The following is an 18882-nucleotide window of genomic DNA, read 5'->3' on the forward strand; positions in this document are numbered from 1 at the left end:
TCCTCCATTCCTCCATTCCTCCATTCCTCCATTCCTCCGCTCCTGTGCTCCTATCCGCCCTCACGTCGCGCGAGGGAGAGGGTCCGCTGCGCCGCGGCCACGATCGCGGCGTCCACGAAGCGGCCGTCCGGCAGGGCCAGCGCGCCCTCGTCCGTGGCAGCCGCCTTGACGACCTCCTCCGCCGCCTCGATCTCCTCGGGCGTGGGGCGGAACGCCCGCTCGATGACCGGGAGCTGGCGGGGGTGGATGGCCGCCCGGCCCAGGAAGCCGAGAGCGCGGCCGTGGGTGCAGGAGGCGTAGAGGGCGTCCAGGTCGCGGATGTCGGGGAAGACGGACTGGACCGGTGGCGCCAGACCGGCCGCGCGGGCGGCGACCACGATGCGGGTGCGCGGCCAGTCGAGGCCGGTGCCGTCCCGGATACCGAGGTCGGCGCGGAGGTCGGCCTCGCCGATGGCGATGCCGTGGACGGCGGGGTGTGCGGTGGCGATGGAGTACGCGTGTTCGATGGCGAGAGCGGATTCGAGGAGCGGATAGAGGGGGACGCCGGGGGCGCGGGCCGCGATCCGCCGGATGTCAGTGGCGTGTGCGACCTTGGGGATACGCAGAGCACAGAGGCCGGGGAGTGTGGTCAGGGCCTCGACGTCATGGGGGGTGTTGATGCGGACATGGACCGGAAGCGTCTGGGGGGAAGCGAGAAGTTCGGCTGTGGCGGCCAGCGCGTACTTCTTGCGGTCGGGGGAGACGGCGTCCTCCAGGTCGACGATCACGACGTCGGCGTTGGAGGCAAGGGCCTTGTGCACCACCTCGGGCCGGTCCCCGGGGGCGTACAGCCAGGTGAGGGGGGTGGTCATACGGCGCCCTGGGAGCGGAGAGCTGTGATTTCGGCCCGTGACAGACCGAGTTCGGTGAGGACCTCGTCCGTGTTGGCACCGTGCGGGCGGCCCGCCCAGCGGATGGCACCGGGGGTCTCGGAGAGGCGGAAGAGGACGTTCTGCATCCGAAGGATGCCGAGTTCGGGGTCGGGGACCTCGGTGATGGTGTTCAGCGCTTGGTATTGGGGGTCTTCCATGACGTCACGGATGTCGTAGATGGGGGCGATCGCCGCTTCGGCCTTCTCGAAGGCGGCCATGGCTTCGGCGCGGGTGCGGGACGCGATCCAGCCGCCGACCGCCTCGTCGAGTACGTCGGCGTGCTCGGCACGGCCGCTGCCGGTGCTGAACCACGGCTCGTCGATCAGGTCCGGACGGCCGACCAGATGCATGACGCGTTCGGCGATGGACTGGGCGGACGTGGAGACGGCCAGCCAGGAGCCGTCGGTCGTGCGGTAGGTGTTGCGCGGGGCGTTGTTGCAGGAGCGATTGCCGGTCCGTGTCTGTACGTACCCGGTCTGGTCGTACCAGAGGGGCTGCGGGCCGAGCACGGTCAGGATCGGCTCGATGATCGCCATGTCGACGACCTGGCCGCGGGCAGTGGCGGTGCGGGCGGTGAGCGCCGTCATGACGGCGTACGCGGTGGCGAGCGCCGCGATCGAGTCGGCGAGGCCGAACGGAGGGAGGGTGGGCGGACCTTCGGGCTCGCCGGTGATGAAGGCGAAGCCGCTCATCGCCTCGGCGAGCGTGCCGAAGCCGGGGCGGTGGGAGTACGGGCCGAACTGTCCGAAGCCGGTGACGCGGGTCAGCACGAGGCGGGGGTTGGCTGTGCTCAGCTCCTCCCAGCCGAGCTGCCACTTCTCCAGGGTGCCGGGGCGGAAGTTCTCGATGATCACGTCGGCGGTTTTCGCGAGACGGAGGAGGGTGTCGCGGCCGCCGGGGGCGGACAGATCGAGGGTGACGGTGCGCTTGTTGCGGCCGAGCAGCTTCCACCACAGGCCGACGCCGTCCTTGTCGGGACCGTGACCCCGGGAGGGATCGGGCCTGGTGGGATGCTCGATCTTGATGACCTCCGCGCCGAAGTCGCCGAGCATGGTGGCGGCGAGCGGGCCCGCGAAGAGGGTGGCCAGGTCGAGGACGCGCAGGCCGGTAAGGGGAGCGGCCGGTGGGGGAGTGTGGCTCATGAGGCCTCGTCGATCTCTGATCGGTACGGCATGGAGGTGGAGGCGCCCGGGCGCTGGACGCAGAGGGCGGCGGCGGCCGAGGCCCAGGTGAGGGCCTGTTGTACGGGCATGCCCTCGACGAGCGCGACGGCGAGGGCGCCGACGAAGGTGTCGCCCGCGCCGGTCGTGTCGACGGCCCGTACGCGAGGCGCGGGCACGGTGACGGGATCCGCGCCCCGGGCCGCGTACAGGCTGCCCGCCGAGCCGAGCGTGATCACGACCTCGGGGACCTGACGCAGCAGCGCCTCGGCGGCCATGTGCGGGTCGGCGACGCCGGCGAGGGTGGCCGCCTCGTGCTCATTGGGCACCAACAGGTCCGTGACGGCGAGGAGTTCGGGAGGAAGGGGTTGTGCGGGGGCGGGAGTGAGGACGGTCCGTACACCGTGCCGACGCGCGGCTTCGGCACCGTCGAGCACTGCACTCAGGGGGAGCTCGAGCTGGAGGAGCAGCGCGACGGAGGTGGCGATGAGGGCCTCGTCGCCGGGGGCGAGAGCGGTGACGGTGCCGTTCGCGCCGGGGATGACGACGATCGCATTGCCGCCTTCGTCATCGACGACGATGTGCGCGGTGCCGGAGGGGCCTTCCGCGGTGCGCAGAAGGTCGGTGTCGACGCCGGACGATTCGAGCGTGTGCCGGAGCAGTACGCCGAAGTCGTCCGAGCCGACCGCGCCGATCATCGCGACGTCGCCGCCGGCGCGGGCGGCGGCGACGGCCTGGTTGGCGCCCTTGCCGCCGGGGATCGTACGGAACTCCCTTCCGGTGACGGTCTCTCCGCGTTTCGGCGCGTGCGAGACGTACGCGACGAGGTCCATGTTGGTGCTGCCGAGCACTGCGATGCCGGTCATGGGCGGAGTGCCTCCTGGTGCGTGAGCTGGGCGAGGGTGTCGAAGCCGATGCCGTCGAAGCCGGCGACGGAGGTGGCGAGACGGTTCTTGAGGGGGGTGGTCCAGCGGTCGGGAATCGCGGCGGGGTGGCCGGCGAGCAGGCCCGCGACGGAGCCGGCGGTCGCGCCATTGGAGTCGGTGTCCCAGCCGCCGGAGACGGCACGGCAGATGGAGCCGGTGAAATCGCCGTCGGCGTGGGTGAGGGCGGCGGCGAGGAGGGCGGCGTTGGGGATGACGTGGACCCAGTGGTGGTGGCCGAGGGCGGTGTGGAGCCGGTCCACGACGGTGTCGAAGTCGGGTTCCGCGCGGGCGGTGTCGATGCCGAGTCGGATCGCCTTGGCGAGCCGGGAGCGCGGGGGGATGACGGTGAGGCCGGTCCGCAGACACTGGTGGACGTCGCTCCGGCCGCCGGCCGCGGTGGCGATGGTGGCCGCGATGAACATCGAGCCGTAGACGCCGTTCGCGGTGTGGGTGAGCGACGCGTCGCGATGGGCCTGCGCGGCGGCGGCCGCGGGGTCGCCGGGGTGCGTCCAGCCGTGCACATCGGCGCGGATGGCGGCGCCGATCCACTCCCGGAAGGGGTTGCGGTGGCCGGCGGTGAGCGGGGGTTCGACGCCGGAGAGGAGATTGCGATAGGCGACGCGCTCGGCGGTGAAGGTACGGCCGGCCGGGAGCTCGTCGAGCCAGAGCTGGGCGAGCTGGGCGGTGGTGAACGCCTTCCCGTGGCGCTGGAGGAGAAGGAGGTTGAGGAGGGGGTAGTTCAGATCGTCGTCCTCCGGCATCCCGTCGATGTTCTCGGCGAGTGAGGTGCCGGCGGACCGGCGATTCCAGGGGTGCGCGGCGGCGAGGTCCTGGGGGAGGCCTTTGGCGGTGAACCAGGTGTGGAGGGGCCAGTTGCCGGTGGCGCGAGCGAGACTGCGGATGGCGTGGAGGGGGAGCTTTTCGACGGGCTTGCCGAGGAGGCAGCCGATGGCCCGGCCGAGCCAGGAGGCGTGCAGGGTGTCGGGGTGGGGGTGTCTCTCCCCCGGAGCTTCGCCTGGGTGGGGGTGCCCCCGGCGCAGCCAGGGGGAGTACCCCCATCCCGGAACCGGGAGCTGACCCCCAGGCCCCCGGCCCCTCGGTGGTTCGCGCGAGGACTGGGCGTCGCTATGGGGCTGCGCCTGGCGCGAGGAGGCGGGTTGCCGCCCGCGGGCGTCAGCTGGGGGTGGCGTGGGGGGCCAGGCCGGGCAGGCGGCCTTGATCAATGCGAGAGGCGTCGGCTCTTGCCCCGTCAACGGGGACGGCAGCGGGGCCAGTTCGTCCAGGAGCTCGTACGCCAGGGCCCGAAGCTCCGGTGGCGCGGGTGACGCAGACGCCCCGTCCCGCGGCGGGGACTGGGGGCCGCCCGCGCGTGCCCAGCGGGTGCGGATCTGTGTAGCGTCCCGGCCGTCCTCGTCCGCCTGGCGCAGTTCGTGGCCCACCAGGTCCTCCGGCTGGACCCAGGTGAGGCGGAGGCCGGTCATCGCGGATCCGTCAGATGGGCGAACGCCGTTTCGTGGGTGCGGCGGCGGGTGATGTCGCGGGCGAAGATCTCGCGGGTGACCGCGGTCAGCGCCGCCGCCGGGGCGTGCAGGTCGAGGCGGCTGGCCTCGGCGACCGTCTTCGCCCAGTCACTCGGCACCGCGGACTCGCCGTGGAGCGCGCCCGCGATCGCCCCTGCCATCGTGGCGATCGAGTCGCAGTCGCGGCCGTAGTTGACGGCTCCGAGGACCGTACGGCGGTAGTCGCCGCCGCCCACCAGAAGCATCCCGAGGGCAATCGGGAGTTCCTCGATCGCGTGCAGCCGGGAGGGCCGGCGGGCGGCCAGCGACGGGGCGCGGTAGTCCGGGCCGACTGTGTCGAAGGGGGCGACGGCCGCTCGGAGCGGGGCCAGTGCCGACTCGAAATCCGTGTGGTGCGGGGCGACTTCGGCCACCGCCTCGATCGCCGCGCCCGTGCCGTCCTTGGCCAGCGAGAGTGCCGCGTCCACAACCGTCGCAGGCGTCGCGCCGGGCAGGCACGCCGCGGCGACCGCCGCCGCGAAGACGCCCGCCGCCTCACGTCCGTACGAGGACTGGTGCGCGCCCGCGATGTCGATGGCCTCGGCGTAGGCGGCCGCCGGATGCGCCGCGTTGACCAGGCCCACCGGGGCCATGTACATCGCCGCGCCGCAGTTCACGATGTTGCCGACGCCCGCCTCGCGCGGGTCGTTGTGCCCGTAGTGGAGGCGGGCCACCATCCACTTCTCGGCGAGGAAGACGCGCTGCACGGGGAGCGCCTCCGCCTCGAGCTCCGGAATCCAGCGGGGGTTCGAAATCAGGTCGGGGACCAGATGGTCGGCGACGGCGTACGCGTCGAGGTGGTCGCGGACGGTCGTGTACACGCGGATCAGCGCGTGCGTCATGAGGGTGTCGTCGGTGACGTGTCCGTCGCCCTTGTGGTACGGCGCGATGGGGCGGGCGGTGCGCCAGTCGTCGCCGTGCCACGGGCCGACGATGCCGTGGACGCGGCCGCCGTGCCGCTCCACGATCTGCTCCGGGGTGTAGCCCTCGACCGGGCCGCCGAGCGCGTCACCGACCGCCGCGCCGATCAGGCTGCCGCTGATCCGGTCATCGAGTGTGAGCGTCGCGAGTGTCGTCGTCATATCGGAATTGTCCACCCGGGGCGGTCAGTTCTGTGTGTGCAAGCAGCCCGGCGAGTTCAACGAGATCCGTGCCGGCGAGCCGGGGGAGCGCGCAGCCGGCCAGGGTGCGGCAGGCGTCGCGCCAGGTGGCGGGCACGGCCCCGCCGCCGCCGAGCGCTCCGGTCAGGGCGCCGGCGAGGGCGGGCGCGGAGTCGGCGACGCGGGACAGACAGGCGGCCGCGGGCACGGCTTCCGTGACCCGGCCGCGGGCGGCGGTGGCGATGGCGAGGGCGATGGGGACGGTCTCGGCGGCGGCGACGCCGTAGCTGTAGACGTGGTCGACGATCTGGTGCTCGAGGAGCGGTACGAGTTCGAAGGCGCCGTGGGCGTCGCGGGCGAGCTTGACGGCGTGCTGGGCGTTGCGGCCGATTTCGGTGGCGTCGGGGAGTTCGGCGAGGGCGGCGTCGACGGCGTCGTCGACGGACGCGCCGCCGAGCGCCGCGGCCACGGCGGCGGCCATGGCGCGGGCGCCGTGCACCCCGTCGCCGTCCTGGCTGTAACGCGCGTCGAACTCGGCGAGCGCGGCGGCAGCGGCCGGGTCGCCGGGGTGGACGACGGCGAGGACAACGGCGCGTACGCAGGCGGCGTCGTCGAAGAAGTGCGGGTTGTCGTGGCCGGTGGCGGGCGGGCGGAGGCCGGTGGCGAGATTGCCGAGCCCGGCGCGGACGGAGATCCGGGCGCGGAGGGGGGGTACGGCGGACTCGACCTCGGGGGCGCGGTCGGCGGCCGCGGCGACCTCGCTGGCGAGGGAGTTCCAGGCGAGGTCGACGGCGGCGCGCATCCGGCGGCCGGGCGCGAGCCCTGCGAAGAGATCACCGGCGGCGGTGAGCACGGTCTCGGCGGCGAAGGCGGCCCACTCGGCGTCGTCGGAGGGGCCGAGTCGGAGGGGTTCGGGGGGCTGGTTGAGGGCGATGGGGACGGGGAGCGTGGTGGTCGCGTTCTGCTCGGCGAAGTCGTCGAGCTCACGGGTGAGCCGCCGGGTCCACTCGGGCATCCGCGCGGCCCGATGGCGCGCGGATGGCCATCCGGCGGCGTCCCCCGCAGCGAGCCCGAGGAGCAGCCCTTCGATGGGGCGGGCCGGCGTACGGCCGGAGCCTGCGGCCAGGCCCTTCGTCCCCCCGGAGCCGCTCGGCGCTTCGCGTGACTCGCCGGCCACGCGGGGGCGGCCTCCCGACGGGCGCGCGTGGCCCGGCGCTGCGCCCGGGCGGATGGGTCTGACTTGGACGGGTGCCTGGTCCGTGGCGGCGCTCGGCGCTTCGTGTGAGGGGGTGGGTTGGTGGGTGCGTGGCGCTTCGCGGGTGCGCGTCTTGTCCGTGCCGGGCGTTTCGCACCTCGTGGGGGGCCTCTCGGGGGCGATGCCGTGGCCCGCGCCGGCGCCCGCGGGGATGGGCCTGCCCGCCTCGGCGCTCGGCGGCGAACCCGCTGGGGCAGGGGCTTCGAGTCCCGCGTCCTCGCGCCACCGCGGCTCGCGCGTCATGGCGCCGTCTGTGGGTCGTCGTCCGGGGTGAGCAGTTCCGCGATGTCCAGGACGTGGTGGCCGGTCATCGACGGGAGGCAGCTGCCGCGGACCGGGCCGATGGCCGAGGACCATTCCGGGGGGATCGCGCCGGCCCCGGACATCGCCCCGGCCAGCGCTCCCGCGACCGCCGCCGTGGTGTCCGCGTCGCGGCCCATGTTGACCGCGGTGAGGACCGACGTACGGAAGTCTCCACGGGCCGCCGCGAACGCGCCGAATGCCAGGCCCACCGCCTCCGGGGCCAGGTCCGTCCACGGGTAGCCGCCGATCACCACCGCCGAGCGGACCGCCCGTTCCATCTCCAGGGCGTGCGCGTGGGTGCGCTGAGCCGCGACCACCGCGCGGCGCAGGGAGCGGGCCGTCCAGGAGTCCATCGGGACCACCGACAGCGCCGCTCCGATCACCCCGGCCGGGCCCGCGCCCGCCATCGCCGCGGCGACGCCCGCCGCCACTGCCTGGCCGCCGTAGATGCCCTCGCCGTCGTGGCTGACGGTGCCGTCGATCGCGACCAGTCGCGCCGCCTCCGCCGGGTGGCCCGCCGCGAAGACGCCGAACGGCGCCGCGCGCATCGCCAGCCCGTCGCTCCACGCGTGCCGGTGCTGGGCCGAGATCGGGGCGGCGAGCCCGCGCCGCAGGTTCTCCAGGGTGCCGCGTTCGCTGAACCCCGCTCCGCGGAACGGGCCTTCGTCCAGATCCGCGATCCAGTGGTGCCACGCATTCTCGACATGCGCGACGGTCAGCGCCGAGCCGTGCCGCGCCAGCAGCAGGCCGGAGAAGATCGCGTACTCCGTGTCGTCCGTACCCTCCGGGTCCTCGCTCACGAAGCCTTCGATACGGCCCCAGCGGCGGCGGATCTCCGACGGCCGCATGTTCTCGGCGGGAGCGCCGAGGGCATCGCCCACCGCGAGGCCGAGCAGTGCGCCACAGGCCCGGTCGCGGAGTACGGCGGCGGCCGTAACAGGGGCGGTGGGGGCGCGGGCGGCGGGATCAGCGGGATTGCATGCAATCAAGTCCATGGGGCGGGCCCCTTTCGCGCGCACCGAGCCTGTTCCTGCATCTGTGCCACATGCGACGCGGGACGAGTCTGAGAAACGTGTCTGTCACCCGCCTGACTACAGGTAAGTACGGCCTGCCTTGCTGGCGCGCCCCTTACATAGTGCGTATTTTCGAGGGTGTTGAGGGGGGAGCGGGACCACCGGGCCCGCTGCCGGAGAAAAGGGGAGAACTGTGTCCATCATCGAAACCGGGGCGACGCTCCACGAAGCGCACCGCGACAACCACACCCACCGTGATGTCAACGGCGGCTGGCTGCGCCCCGCGGTCTTCGGCGCGATGGACGGACTGGTCTCCAACCTCGCCCTGATGACGGGTGTCGCGGGCGGCGCCGTGTCCCAGCAGGCGATGGTCATCACGGGGCTCGCCGGACTCGCCGCGGGCGCCTTCTCGATGGCGGCCGGCGAGTACACCTCGGTGGCCTCCCAGCGGGAGCTCGTCCAGGCCGAACTGGACGTCGAGCGGCGGGAGTTGCACAAGCACCCGGTGGACGAGATGGAGGAGCTCGCCGCACTGTACGTGGCCCGCGGCGTCGAGCCCGCGCTCGCCCGCGAGGTGGCGATGCAGCTCTCCAAGGACCCCGAGCAGGCGCTGGAGATCCACGCCCGCGAGGAGCTCGGCATCGACCCGGACGACCTGCCGTCGCCGGCCGTCGCCGCTGTCTCGTCCTTCGGATCGTTCGCGCTGGGCGCGCTGCTGCCCCTACTGCCGTATCTCCTGGGCGCGAGCTCCCTGTGGCCCGCGGTGCTGCTCGCGCTGGTCGGGCTCTTCGCCTGCGGCGCGCTCGTCGCCCGGGTGACCGCGCGCAGCTGGTGGTACAGCGGACTGCGCCAGCTGGTCCTCGGCGGCGCGGCGGCGGCGGTCACCTACGGGCTCGGGACGCTGTTCGGTGCGGCCCTCTGACCTGGTTCCGAATCCGCGGCCTGCTGATCCGGCACTCCGATTCCGCGGCCCTCTGATCCGGCTCTCCGGAGCCGCGGCCTTGATCCCCGGCATCCCCTCATCCGAGGTCCCAGGACGCGGCAGAACCATCGAGCAGGAAGCACCGGCTCCCACCAGGGGCCGGTGCTTCCGCGCACGACCCTGGCCGGTCACCTCGAAGGATGTGACGTACGCCCCCTCTCGGGAAACAGCCCCAGGTGAGACACTATGAATGCCGCTACGTATGTAGCCGTTACTCGGGGGTTTCGAGTCCTTAATCACCGGGCATGAGCCGTAGGCGCTGCGGGCAATGAAGCCTGCTCTGCGACGGGCCGGTGGATATCGATATGTCCGACTGTGACCCACAATTCACCGCTTTACGCGGTGTCCGCATGCTGGAATGATCTATCCGCTTTTCGAGAAGCACTCCATCATGTAACCTGCACGAAATTTCGCGGAGGGCCAACGTCGTCCCTCGGTAGTTGCATATGCCACGACGACGACGGGAGTGCCAATGCGTTCCGACGCCTGGTCGCCCATGGACGGTCGCCCCGCCCCTCAGGGGCTGTACGACCCCCGTAACGAACACGACGCATGCGGCGTCGGGTTCGTGGCCACCCTCACTGGTGTTGCCAGCCATGAGCTGGTCGAGCAGGCGCTGACCGTACTGCGTAATCTTGAGCACCGCGGTGCCACCGGCTCCGAGCCCGACTCGGGTGACGGCGCGGGCATCCTGCTTCAGGTCCCGGACGCATTTTTGCGTGAGGTCAGCAATTTCGAGCTTCCCGAGGCCGGTTCGTATGCCGTCGGCATCGCCTTCCTGCCGGCCGACGACTCCACGGGTGCCGTCTCACGTATTGAGACGATTGCCGCTGAAGAGGGCCTGACGGTCCTCGGCTGGCGCGAGGTCCCGGTCAGCCCGGATCTGCTCGGCAACGGCGCGCGCGTCACCATGCCGGCCTTCTCCCAGCTCTTCGTCTCGGACGGACCGGACGGTGCCAGCAAGGGCATCGCGCTGGACCGCAAGGCGTTCGTGCTGCGCAAGCGCGCCGAGCGCGAGGCCGGCGTCTACTTCCCCTCGCTCTCCGCCCGCACCATCGTCTACAAGGGCATGCTGACCACCGGCCAGCTGGAGCCCTTCTTCCCGGACCTTTCCGACCGCCGCCTGGCGACCGCCGTCGCGCTCGTGCACTCGCGGTTCTCGACCAACACCTTCCCGAGCTGGCCGCTCGCCCACCCGTACCGCTTCGTCGCGCACAACGGCGAGATCAACACGGTCAAGGGCAACCGCAACTGGATGCGTGCCCGTGAGTCGCAGCTCGCCTCGGAGCTCTTCGGCTCGGACAAGCTGGAGCGGATCTTCCCGGTCTGTACGCCCGACGCCTCCGACTCCGCGTCCTTCGACGAGGTCCTGGAGCTCCTCCACCTCGGCGGCCGCTCCCTGCCGCACTCCGTGCTGATGATGGTCCCCGAGGCGTGGGAGAACCACGACTCCATGGACCCGGCCCGGCGCGCCTTCTACCAGTACCACTCCACGATGATGGAGCCCTGGGACGGCCCGGCCTGTGTCACCTTCACCGACGGCACCCAGGTCGGTGCGGTCCTCGACCGCAATGGCCTGCGCCCCGGCCGCTACTGGGTCACAGACGAGGGACTCGTAGTCCTCTCCTCCGAGGTCGGCGTTCTCGACATCGACCCGGCCAAGGTCGTCCGCAAGGGCCGCCTCCAGCCCGGCAAGATGTTCCTCGTCGACACCGCCGAGCACCGCATCATCGAGGACGACGAGATCAAGTCCTCGCTCGCCGCCGAGCATCCGTACCAGGAGTGGCTGGAGGCCGGCGAGATCGAGCTCGAGGACCTGCCCGAGCGCGAGCACATCGTCCACACCCACGCCTCCGTCACCCGCCGCCAGCAGACCTTCGGGTACACCGAGGAGGAGCTGCGCGTCATCCTCGCGCCCATGGCCAGGACCGGCGGTGAGCCGCTCGGCTCCATGGGTACGGACTCCCCGATCGCGGCCCTGTCCGAGCGCCCCCGGCTGCTCTTCGACTACTTCACCCAGCTGTTCGCGCAGGTCACCAACCCGCCGCTGGACGCCATCCGCGAGGAGCTCGTCACCTCGCTGTACTCCTCGCTGGGCCCGCAGGGCAACCTGCTCGAGCCGACCGCTGCCTCCTGCCGGTCCGTCACGCTGCCCTTCCCCGTGATCGACAACGACGAGCTGGCCAAGCTCATCCACGTCAACGCCGACGGCGACATGCCCGGCATGACCGCCGCGACCCTCTCCGGTCTCTACCGCGTGAGCGGCGGCGGCGACGCCCTCGCGGCCCGTATCGAAGAGATCTGCGCCGAGGCCGACGCCGCCATCGAGGACGGCGCCCACCTGATCGTTCTCTCCGACCGGCACTCGGACGCCGAGCACGCGCCGATCCCGTCGCTGCTGCTCACCTCCGCCGTGCACCACCACCTCATCCGCACCAAGCAGCGCACCGAGGTGGGCCTGCTCGTCGAGGCCGGCGACGTACGCGAGGTGCACCATGTCGCGCTTCTCATCGGCTACGGCGCGGCCGCAGTCAACCCTTACCTCGCGATGGAGTCGGTCGAGGACCTGGTCCGCGCCGGCACCTTCATCGAGGGCCTGGAGCCCGAGAAGGCCATCCGCAACCTCATCTACGCGCTGGGCAAGGGCGTCCTGAAGGTCATGTCCAAGATGGGCATCTCGACCGTCGCCTCCTACCGTGGCGCGCAGGTCTTCGAAGCCGTCGGCCTCGACGAGGCCTTCGTGGAGAAGTACTTCAACGGCACCGCCACGAAGATCGGTGGAGCCGGACTCGACGTCACCGCCAAGGAGGTCGCCGCCCGGCACGCCAAGGCCTACCCGGCCTCCGGCATCGCGGCCTCGCACCGTGCGCTGGAGATCGGCGGCGAGTACCAGTGGCGGCGTGAGGGCGAGCCGCACCTCTTCGACCCGGAGACGGTCTTCCGGCTGCAGCACGCCACGCGCTCGCGCAGCTACGACATCTTCAAGAAGTACACGGACCGGGTGAACGAGCAGTCCGAGCGGCTGATGACGCTGCGCGGCCTGTTCGGCTTCAAGACCGACCGGCAGCCCATCCCGGTCGACGAGGTCGAGCCGGTCTCCGAGATCGTCAAGCGCTTCTCGACCGGTGCCATGTCGTACGGCTCCATCTCGAAGGAGGCGCACGAGACCCTCGCCATCGCCATGAACCAGCTGGGCGGCAAGTCCAACACCGGTGAGGGCGGCGAGGACGCGGACCGTCTGTACGACCCGAAGCGCCGCTCGTCCATCAAGCAGGTCGCCTCCGGCCGCTTCGGTGTGACCTCCGAGTACCTGGTCAACGCGGACGACATCCAGATCAAGATGGCGCAGGGCGCGAAGCCCGGCGAGGGCGGCCAGCTGCCCGGCCACAAGGTCTACCCCTGGGTGGCCAAGACCCGGCACTCCACGCCCGGCGTCGGTCTGATCTCCCCGCCGCCGCACCACGACATCTACTCCATCGAGGACCTGGCTCAGCTGATCCACGACCTCAAGAACGCCAACCCGGCCGCGCGTATCCACGTGAAGCTGGTCTCCGAGGTCGGTGTCGGCACGGTCGCCGCGGGTGTCTCCAAGGCGCACGCGGACGTCGTCCTGATCTCCGGCCACGACGGCGGCACCGGCGCTTCTCCCCTTACGTCGCTGAAGCACGCGGGCGGCCCCTGGGAGCTCGGCCTCGCCGAGACCCAGCAGACCCTGCTGCTCAACGGCCTGCGCGACCGCATCGTCGTCCAGACCGACGGCCAGCTGAAGACCGGCCGTGACGTCGTCATCGCCGCTCTGCTCGGCGCCGAGGAGTTCGGTTTCGCGACCGCGCCGCTCGTCGTCTCCGGCTGCATCATGATGCGCGTCTGCCACCTTGACACCTGCCCGGTCGGCATCGCCACGCAGAACCCGGTGCTGCGCGACCGGTTCGCCGGCAAGGCCGAGTACGTCGTCAACTTCTTCCAGTTCATCGCCGAGGAGGTCCGTGAGCTCCTCGCCGAGCTGGGCTTCCGTTCGATCGAAGAGGCCGTCGGCCACGCGGAACTGCTCGACACCGAGCGGGCCGTGGACCACTGGAAGGCGCAGGGCCTCGACCTGGCTCCGCTCTTCCACGTCCCCGAGCTGCCGGACGGCGCGGTGCGCCACGCGCTGGTCGAGCAGGACCACGCTCTGGAGAAGGCGCTCGACAACGAGCTGATCGAGCTCGCCGCCGAAGCGCTGAAGGCCGCCACCGCCGAGGAAGCCCAGCCGGTCCGCGCGCAGGTCGCGATCCGCAACATCAACCGGACCGTCGGCACGATGCTCGGTTACGAGGTGACGAAGAAGTTCGGCGGTGCGGGCCTGCCCGAGGACACCATCGACATCACCTTCTCCGGCTCGGCCGGCCAGTCCTTCGGCGCGTTCCTGCCGCGCGGTGTGACGCTGCGACTGGAGGGCGACGCCAACGACTACGTCGGCAAGGGCCTCTCCGGCGGCCGCGTCATCGTTCGCCCGGACCGGGGCGCCGACCACCTCGCCGAGTACTCCACCATCGCGGGCAACACCATCGCCTACGGTGCGACCGGCGGCGAGCTGTTCCTGCGCGGCCGCACCGGCGAGCGCTTCTGCGTCCGCAACTCCGGCGCCACGGTCGTCTCGGAGGGCGTGGGCGACCACGGCTGCGAGTACATGACCGGCGGCCACGCGGTGGTGCTGGGCGAGACGGGTCGTAACTTCGCGGCCGGCATGTCCGGCGGTGTCGCGTACGTCATCGACCTCGACCGCGACAACGTCAACGTCGGCAACGTCGACGCCATCGAGACCCTCTCGGACGCCGACAAGCAGTGGCTGCACGATGTCGTGCGCCGCCACCAGGAGGAGACGGGCTCCACCGTCGCGTCGAAGCTGCTGGCCGAGTGGTCCGTCGCGGTGGACCGATTCAGCAAGATCATCCCGACCACGTACAAGGCAGTGCTCGCCGCCAAGGACGCCGCTGAGCTCGCCGGTCTCTCCGAGCAGGAGACCACCGAGAAGATGATGGAGGCGGCGACCAATGGCTGACCCCAAGGGCTTCCTGACCACCGGACGCGAGGTCGCCAAGACCCGTCCCGTCGCGGAGCGCGTCAAGGACTGGAACGAGGTCTACGTTCCCGGCTCGCTGCTGCCGATCATCAGCAAGCAGGCCGGGCGCTGCATGGACTGCGGCATTCCGTTCTGCCACAACGGCTGCCCGCTGGGAAACCTCATCCCCGAGTGGAACGACTACGCCTATCGCGAGGACTGGGCGGCGGCGAGCGAGCGGCTGCACGCGACGAACAACTTCCCTGAGTTCACCGGCCGTCTGTGCCCCGCTCCGTGCGAGTCGGCCTGCGTCCTCGGCATCAACCAGCCGGCCGTCACCATCAAGAACGTCGAAGTCTCGATCATCGACAAGGCCTGGGACAGCAATGACGTACGGCCCCAGGCGCCGGAGCGGCTGACCGGCAAGACGGTCGCGGTCATCGGCTCGGGCCCGGCGGGTCTCGCCGCCGCCCAGCAGCTGACCCGGGCCGGCCACACGGTCGCCGTCTATGAGCGCGCGGACCGCGTCGGGGGACTTCTGCGGTACGGCATCCCCGAGTTCAAGATGGAGAAGGTGCACATCAACCGCCGTATCGAGCAGATGCGGGCGGAGGGCACGAAGTTCCGTACGGGCGTGGAGATCGGCCGCGACATCGACGCGGCGAAGCTGCGCAAGCGGTACGACGCGGTGGTCATCGCGGCCGGCGCGACCGTCTCGCGCAACCTGCCCGTCCCGGGCCGTGAGCTGAACGGCATCCACTTCGCCATGGACTACCTGCCGCTCTCCAACAAGGTGCAGGAGGGCGACTTCGTGGCCCCGCCGATCACGGCGGAGGGCAAGCACGTGGTCGTCATCGGCGGCGGCGACACCGGCGCGGACTGCGTCGGCACGGCGCACCGGCAGGGCGCGGCGTCCGTCACACAGCTGGAGATCATGCCGCGTCCCGGCGAGGAGCGGCCGTCGGGCCAGCCGTGGCCGACGTACCCGATGCTGTACAAGGTCACCTCGGCGCACGAGGAGGGCGGCGAGCGGGTCTACTCCGTCTCGACGACGCACTTCGAGGGCGACGAGGACGGCAACGTCCAGTTCCTGCACCTCGTCGAGGTGGAGTTCAAGGACGGCAAGCTGGAGCAGAAGCCGGGCACGGAGCGCAAGCTGCCCGCGCAACTGGTCACGCTGGCGATGGGCTTCACCGGCACGGACCAGGAGAACGGTCTGGTCCAGCAGTTCGGCCTGGACCTGGACGAGCGGGGCAACATCACGCGGGACGCGGACTTCGCGACGAACGTCGACGGCGTGTACGTCGCGGGTGACGCGGGCCGTGGACAGTCGCTGATCGTGTGGGCGATCGCCGAGGGCCGCTCGGCGGCGCGCGGTGTGGACCGCTACCTGACGGGGGCGAGCGAGCTGCCGGCTCCGATCCGACCGACGGACCGTGCGCTGACGGTCTGACCTCTCGACGTCCCGTACAACGGCGTACGGAACTGAATGCGGCGCCTGCCCTGTCCCCGACCGGACTATGGGTGGGCGCCGCGGCGCGTTCAGCCCTGGGCGGTGTACGAGACGAAGTCGCCCCATGCGGCGGGGGAGAGCGCAAGCTGAGGACTGCTTGTCCTTGGAGTCCCGAACGTGCACGGTGTCGGGGCAGGCGGCCTCAACTGCTACCTCACCTGCCCCATCGGCAGGGGAAGTTCCTCCTCGTGTGACGTAATCTCGACCTCCCCATCCGCCCCGTCCCATTGCACGAACGGAGCCCCGCATGGCGGCCATCAGCCTCCGTAAGGTCGAGGAGACCGCGCCCGCGCTCGTCAGCCTCTACAAGAGCGCGGGTGCCTGTCTGGAGAAGCACCGGCTGAGCGGGGAGCATGCGGCCGTCTATCTGGTGCTCGACTACTCCGGCTCCATGAAGGACTACTACAAGGACGGCAGCGTCCAGGCCCTCGCCGACCGGGTGCTCGGGCTGTCGGCCCATCTCGACGACGACGGCCGGGTGCCCGTCGTCTTCTTCTCCACGGACATCGACGCGGTCACGGACATCGCCCTGGAGAACCACCGCGGACGGGTCGACGAGATCGTTGCGGGCCTCGGGCACATGGGGAAGACCAGCTACCACCTGGCCATGGACGCCGTCATCGACCACTACATCGACAGCGGCTCGACCGCCCCCGCGCTCGTCGTCTTCCAGACGGACGGCGGTCCGATCAGCAAGCTCGCCGCCGAGCGCTATCTGTGCAAGGCGGCGAAGCTGCCGCTGTTCTGGCAGTTCATCGGCTTCGGCAACAAGCGCAGCTCGCAGTTCGACTTCCTGCACAAGCTCGACGAACTCGCCGTGCCCGCCAAGCGCGCCGTCGACAACGCGGGCTTCTTCCACGCCGGACTCGACCCGCGGCAGGTCCCGGATGCGGAGCTGTACGACCGGCTGGTCGCCGAATTCCCCCTCTGGCTGGCCGCGGCCCGCACGCAGGGGATCGTGCGATGACGGTACGGGTGCTCAGGGCGGCGGACCGTACGGCCATCCCCTGGCAGAACGGCGGCGGCGTCACCCGCGAGATCGCCGTCTCGCCCGAGGGCGCGGGGACGGACACCTTCGACTGGCGGATCAGCCTCGCGGATGTCGGCGCGGACGGACCGTTCTCCGCGTTCCCCGGCATCGACCGCACCCTGACCGTGGTCGAGGGCGCCGGGATGGACCTCATGGTGGGCGGCGAGCACCACATCGTCGACGAGCAGTACTGGCCTCACGACTTCCCCGGGGACTTGGAGACGGATGGCCGTCTCCTCGACGGGCCCGTCGTGAACTTCAACGTGATGTATCGCAGGGGGCATACGGAAGCGGAGACCGCAGTCGTGCGCGGCACCGTCCGGCTCATGGTCCCCGAGGGCGGGGCGGTCCTGGCCGTAGCGATTGAGGACGGCGCTGTGCTCGATGGGGCGGGCATCGAACTCGGGTGCTACGACGCGGTGTTGGCGACGGGCGAGTCGCCAGGTGTGCTCCGGACGCAGGGGTTCGCGGTGGTGGTCACGCTGTCGGGCGAGTGAGCGGGTCTCCGCTCCGGGTACGTACCCGGTAGTTGTGCACCTTCCGCCCCGAAACGGCATCCGAGCCGGTGCTTGGCTGTGAAACCCGACAGAAGGTGTCGGGTTTCCACGGTTCGATGGGCTTATGACCTCTTCCACGTGGGCAGATTTCCAGGCGGCCGAGCCGGCCTTCGCCGAGTCCGTTCAGAAGCGATTCCAGCAGTACAAGCATCATGTCCTGGCCACCCTGCGCAAGGACGGGTCCCCGCGGGTGACCGGCCTCGAAGTGGACTTCCGCTTCGGTGAGCTGTGGCTCGGCATGATGCCGTACTCCCGTAAGGCGCAGGACCTCCAGCGCGATCCGCGCTTCGCGATCCACACGAACCCGGGCTCCGACGACTCCATGGACGGCGGCGATGTACGGATCGGCGGCCGCGCGGTGGAGGTGACCGATCCCGAGGTGATCGGCCGGTTCACGGTGGAGGTCAAGCCGCCGGAGCCGTTCCATCTGTTCCGGGTGGAGCTGGGCGAGGTGGTGCAGACGTACGTCGACGGCGAGGAACTGGTCGTACGGGCCTGGCGGCCGGGCGCGGCCGTCCGCACGCAGCGGCGTCGCTGAGTCAGCCGGCGAGCACCCGCGCCCGGCACTGGGCGGGGGTGCCCCAGGCGTCGCGCAGCGGACGCGCCTTGCGCAGCCAGAGCGAGAGGTCGAGCTCGTCGGTGTAGCCGACCGCGCCGTGCAGCTGGAGCGCGGTGCGGGCGGCGGCGTACGCGGCCTCACCGGCGGTGACCTTGGCCGCGGCGATGTCGGCGCCGTCCATGGGTATCGGCCGAACTGCTTCAGGAGCTGACCGCCAAGGAGGACTTCGGCCGGTATGCCGAACCGTGGGAGATCGCCAACGCCATCGTCTTCCTGACCAGCGGCTACTCCTCGTATCTGACCGGCGAGGTCCTCTCCGTCAGCAGCCGGCATGCATAGGACGAGAATGGTCAGGTGCCGACAAACAGCAAGAAGAAGACCCAGGTGACCGCCTCGCCCGAGCGCCGCCGCGAGCTCCTCGACACCGCCGCCGAGGTGTTCGCCGCCCAGGGGTACAACGCCACCACCGTCCGCAAGATCGCGGACCAGGCGGGAATGCTCGCCGGCAGCCTCTACTACCACTTCGATTCCAAGGAATCGATCCTCGACGAGATCCTCTCCACCTTCCTCGACGAGCTCTGGCAGGGCTACGACGCCGTGCTCGCCGCCGGGCTCGGGCCCAGGGAGACCATCGAGGCCCTCGTCACCGAGTCCTTCCGGGAGATCGACCGGCACCGCGCCGCCGTCGCGATCTACCAGAAGGAGTCCAGGCACCTGGCGGCGCAGCCCCGCTTCCACTACCTCACCGACTCGCAGCAGAAGTTCGAGAAGGCGTGGCTCGGGGACGCTGGAGCGCGGCGTCGCGGACCGGGTCTTCCGCGCCGACCCGGACATCCGGCTCACCTACCGGTTCGTGCGCGACACGGTGTGGGTCGCCGCCTCCTGGTACCGGCCGGGCGGGCAGCACAGCCCCGAGGAGATCGCCCGGCAGTACCTGTCGATGGTGCTGGACGGGATCGCCGTACGTACGTAA

13 protein-coding genes and 3 pseudogenes are annotated in these 18882 nt (G+C 71.0%); 8 read left to right on the forward strand and 8 right to left on the reverse strand.

The features are described from left to right. Positions 1–50: 50 nt before the first annotated feature. The 7 genes from ACWDO5_RS01945 to ACWDO5_RS01975 all read right to left on the reverse strand — a co-directional run bounded on the left by ACWDO5_RS01945 (position 51) and on the right by ACWDO5_RS01975 (position 8209). Positions 51–851 (reverse strand): HpcH/HpaI aldolase/citrate lyase family protein, encoded by an 801-nt coding sequence (locus tag ACWDO5_RS01945; protein WP_450527561.1) that lies wholly within the window; start codon positions 849–851, stop codon positions 51–53. Then, positions 848–2053, reverse strand: coding sequence for a CaiB/BaiF CoA transferase family protein (locus ACWDO5_RS01950; protein WP_450527563.1), 1206 nt, complete (start codon positions 2051–2053; stop codon positions 848–850). Before ACWDO5_RS01950 ends, ACWDO5_RS01945 begins: the two co-directional genes overlap by 4 nt. Then, positions 2050–2937, reverse strand: a complete 888-nt coding sequence (gene rbsK / locus ACWDO5_RS01955; protein ID WP_450527565.1) for a ribokinase — start codon at positions 2935–2937, stop codon at positions 2050–2052. Before rbsK ends, ACWDO5_RS01950 begins: the two co-directional genes overlap by 4 nt. After that, the gene (locus ACWDO5_RS01960; RefSeq protein ID WP_450527566.1) at positions 2934–4478 is read right to left on the reverse strand and encodes an ADP-ribosylglycohydrolase family protein; all 1545 of its coding nucleotides are present in this window, start codon (positions 4476–4478) and stop codon (positions 2934–2936) included. The genes rbsK and ACWDO5_RS01960 overlap by 4 nt, the downstream gene beginning before the upstream one ends. Further along, entirely contained in the window at positions 4475–5638 is a 1164-nt protein-coding gene (locus ACWDO5_RS01965) for an ADP-ribosylglycohydrolase family protein (RefSeq protein WP_450527568.1), read from the reverse strand. Before ACWDO5_RS01965 ends, ACWDO5_RS01960 begins: the two co-directional genes overlap by 4 nt. After that, entirely contained in the window at positions 5604–6833 is a 1230-nt protein-coding gene (locus ACWDO5_RS01970) for an ADP-ribosylglycohydrolase family protein (protein ID WP_450527570.1), read from the reverse strand. Before ACWDO5_RS01970 ends, ACWDO5_RS01965 begins: the two co-directional genes overlap by 35 nt. Before the next feature lie 317 nt (positions 6834–7150). Next, entirely contained in the window at positions 7151–8209 is a 1059-nt protein-coding gene (locus ACWDO5_RS01975; RefSeq protein ID WP_450527572.1) for an ADP-ribosylglycohydrolase family protein, read from the reverse strand. A 211-nt stretch (positions 8210–8420) separates the two neighbouring features. Between ACWDO5_RS01975 and ACWDO5_RS01980 the strand changes: the two genes are divergently transcribed. The 6 genes from ACWDO5_RS01980 to ACWDO5_RS02005 all read left to right on the forward strand — a co-directional run bounded on the left by ACWDO5_RS01980 (position 8421) and on the right by ACWDO5_RS02005 (position 17888). After that, on the forward strand, positions 8421–9149 hold the full coding sequence (locus tag ACWDO5_RS01980) for a VIT1/CCC1 transporter family protein (protein WP_450527574.1): 729 nt from the start codon (positions 8421–8423) through the stop codon (positions 9147–9149). 532 nt (positions 9150–9681) lie between these two features. After that, positions 9682–14250, forward strand: a complete 4569-nt coding sequence (gene gltB / locus ACWDO5_RS01985; RefSeq protein ID WP_450527575.1) for a glutamate synthase large subunit — start codon at positions 9682–9684, stop codon at positions 14248–14250. Further along, positions 14243–15703 carry a glutamate synthase subunit beta gene (locus ACWDO5_RS01990; RefSeq protein ID WP_450527576.1) on the forward strand — a complete coding sequence of 487 codons (1461 nt, stop codon included), beginning with the start codon at positions 14243–14245 and terminating at the stop codon, positions 15701–15703. Before gltB ends, ACWDO5_RS01990 begins: the two co-directional genes overlap by 8 nt. Before the next feature lie 307 nt (positions 15704–16010). Next, positions 16011–16730 (forward strand): vWA domain-containing protein, encoded by a 720-nt coding sequence (locus tag ACWDO5_RS01995; RefSeq protein WP_450527577.1) that lies wholly within the window; start codon positions 16011–16013, stop codon positions 16728–16730. After that, positions 16727–17290 carry a HutD/Ves family protein gene (locus ACWDO5_RS02000; protein WP_450527579.1) on the forward strand — a complete coding sequence of 188 codons (564 nt, stop codon included), beginning with the start codon at positions 16727–16729 and terminating at the stop codon, positions 17288–17290. The genes ACWDO5_RS01995 and ACWDO5_RS02000 overlap by 4 nt, the downstream gene beginning before the upstream one ends. Before the next feature lie 124 nt (positions 17291–17414). Beyond that, positions 17415–17888, forward strand: coding sequence for a pyridoxamine 5'-phosphate oxidase family protein (locus ACWDO5_RS02005; protein ID WP_450527581.1), 474 nt, complete (start codon positions 17415–17417; stop codon positions 17886–17888). A gap of 1 nt (position 17889) precedes the next feature. On the opposite strand, the pseudogene ACWDO5_RS02010 reads toward ACWDO5_RS02005, so the two are convergent. Next, positions 17890–18093: pseudogene (locus ACWDO5_RS02010) on the reverse strand (acyl-CoA dehydrogenase family protein); the annotation flags it as partial. 2 nt (positions 18094–18095) lie between these two features. On the opposite strand from ACWDO5_RS02010, the pseudogene ACWDO5_RS02015 reads away from it, so the two are divergent. Next, positions 18096–18248, forward strand: a pseudogene (locus tag ACWDO5_RS02015) (SDR family oxidoreductase); the annotation flags it as partial. A gap of 15 nt (positions 18249–18263) precedes the next feature. Continuing rightward, positions 18264–18882 (forward strand): annotated as a pseudogene (locus tag ACWDO5_RS02020) (TetR/AcrR family transcriptional regulator).

This window comes from Streptomyces sp. NPDC000880 (genome assembly GCF_053599675.1).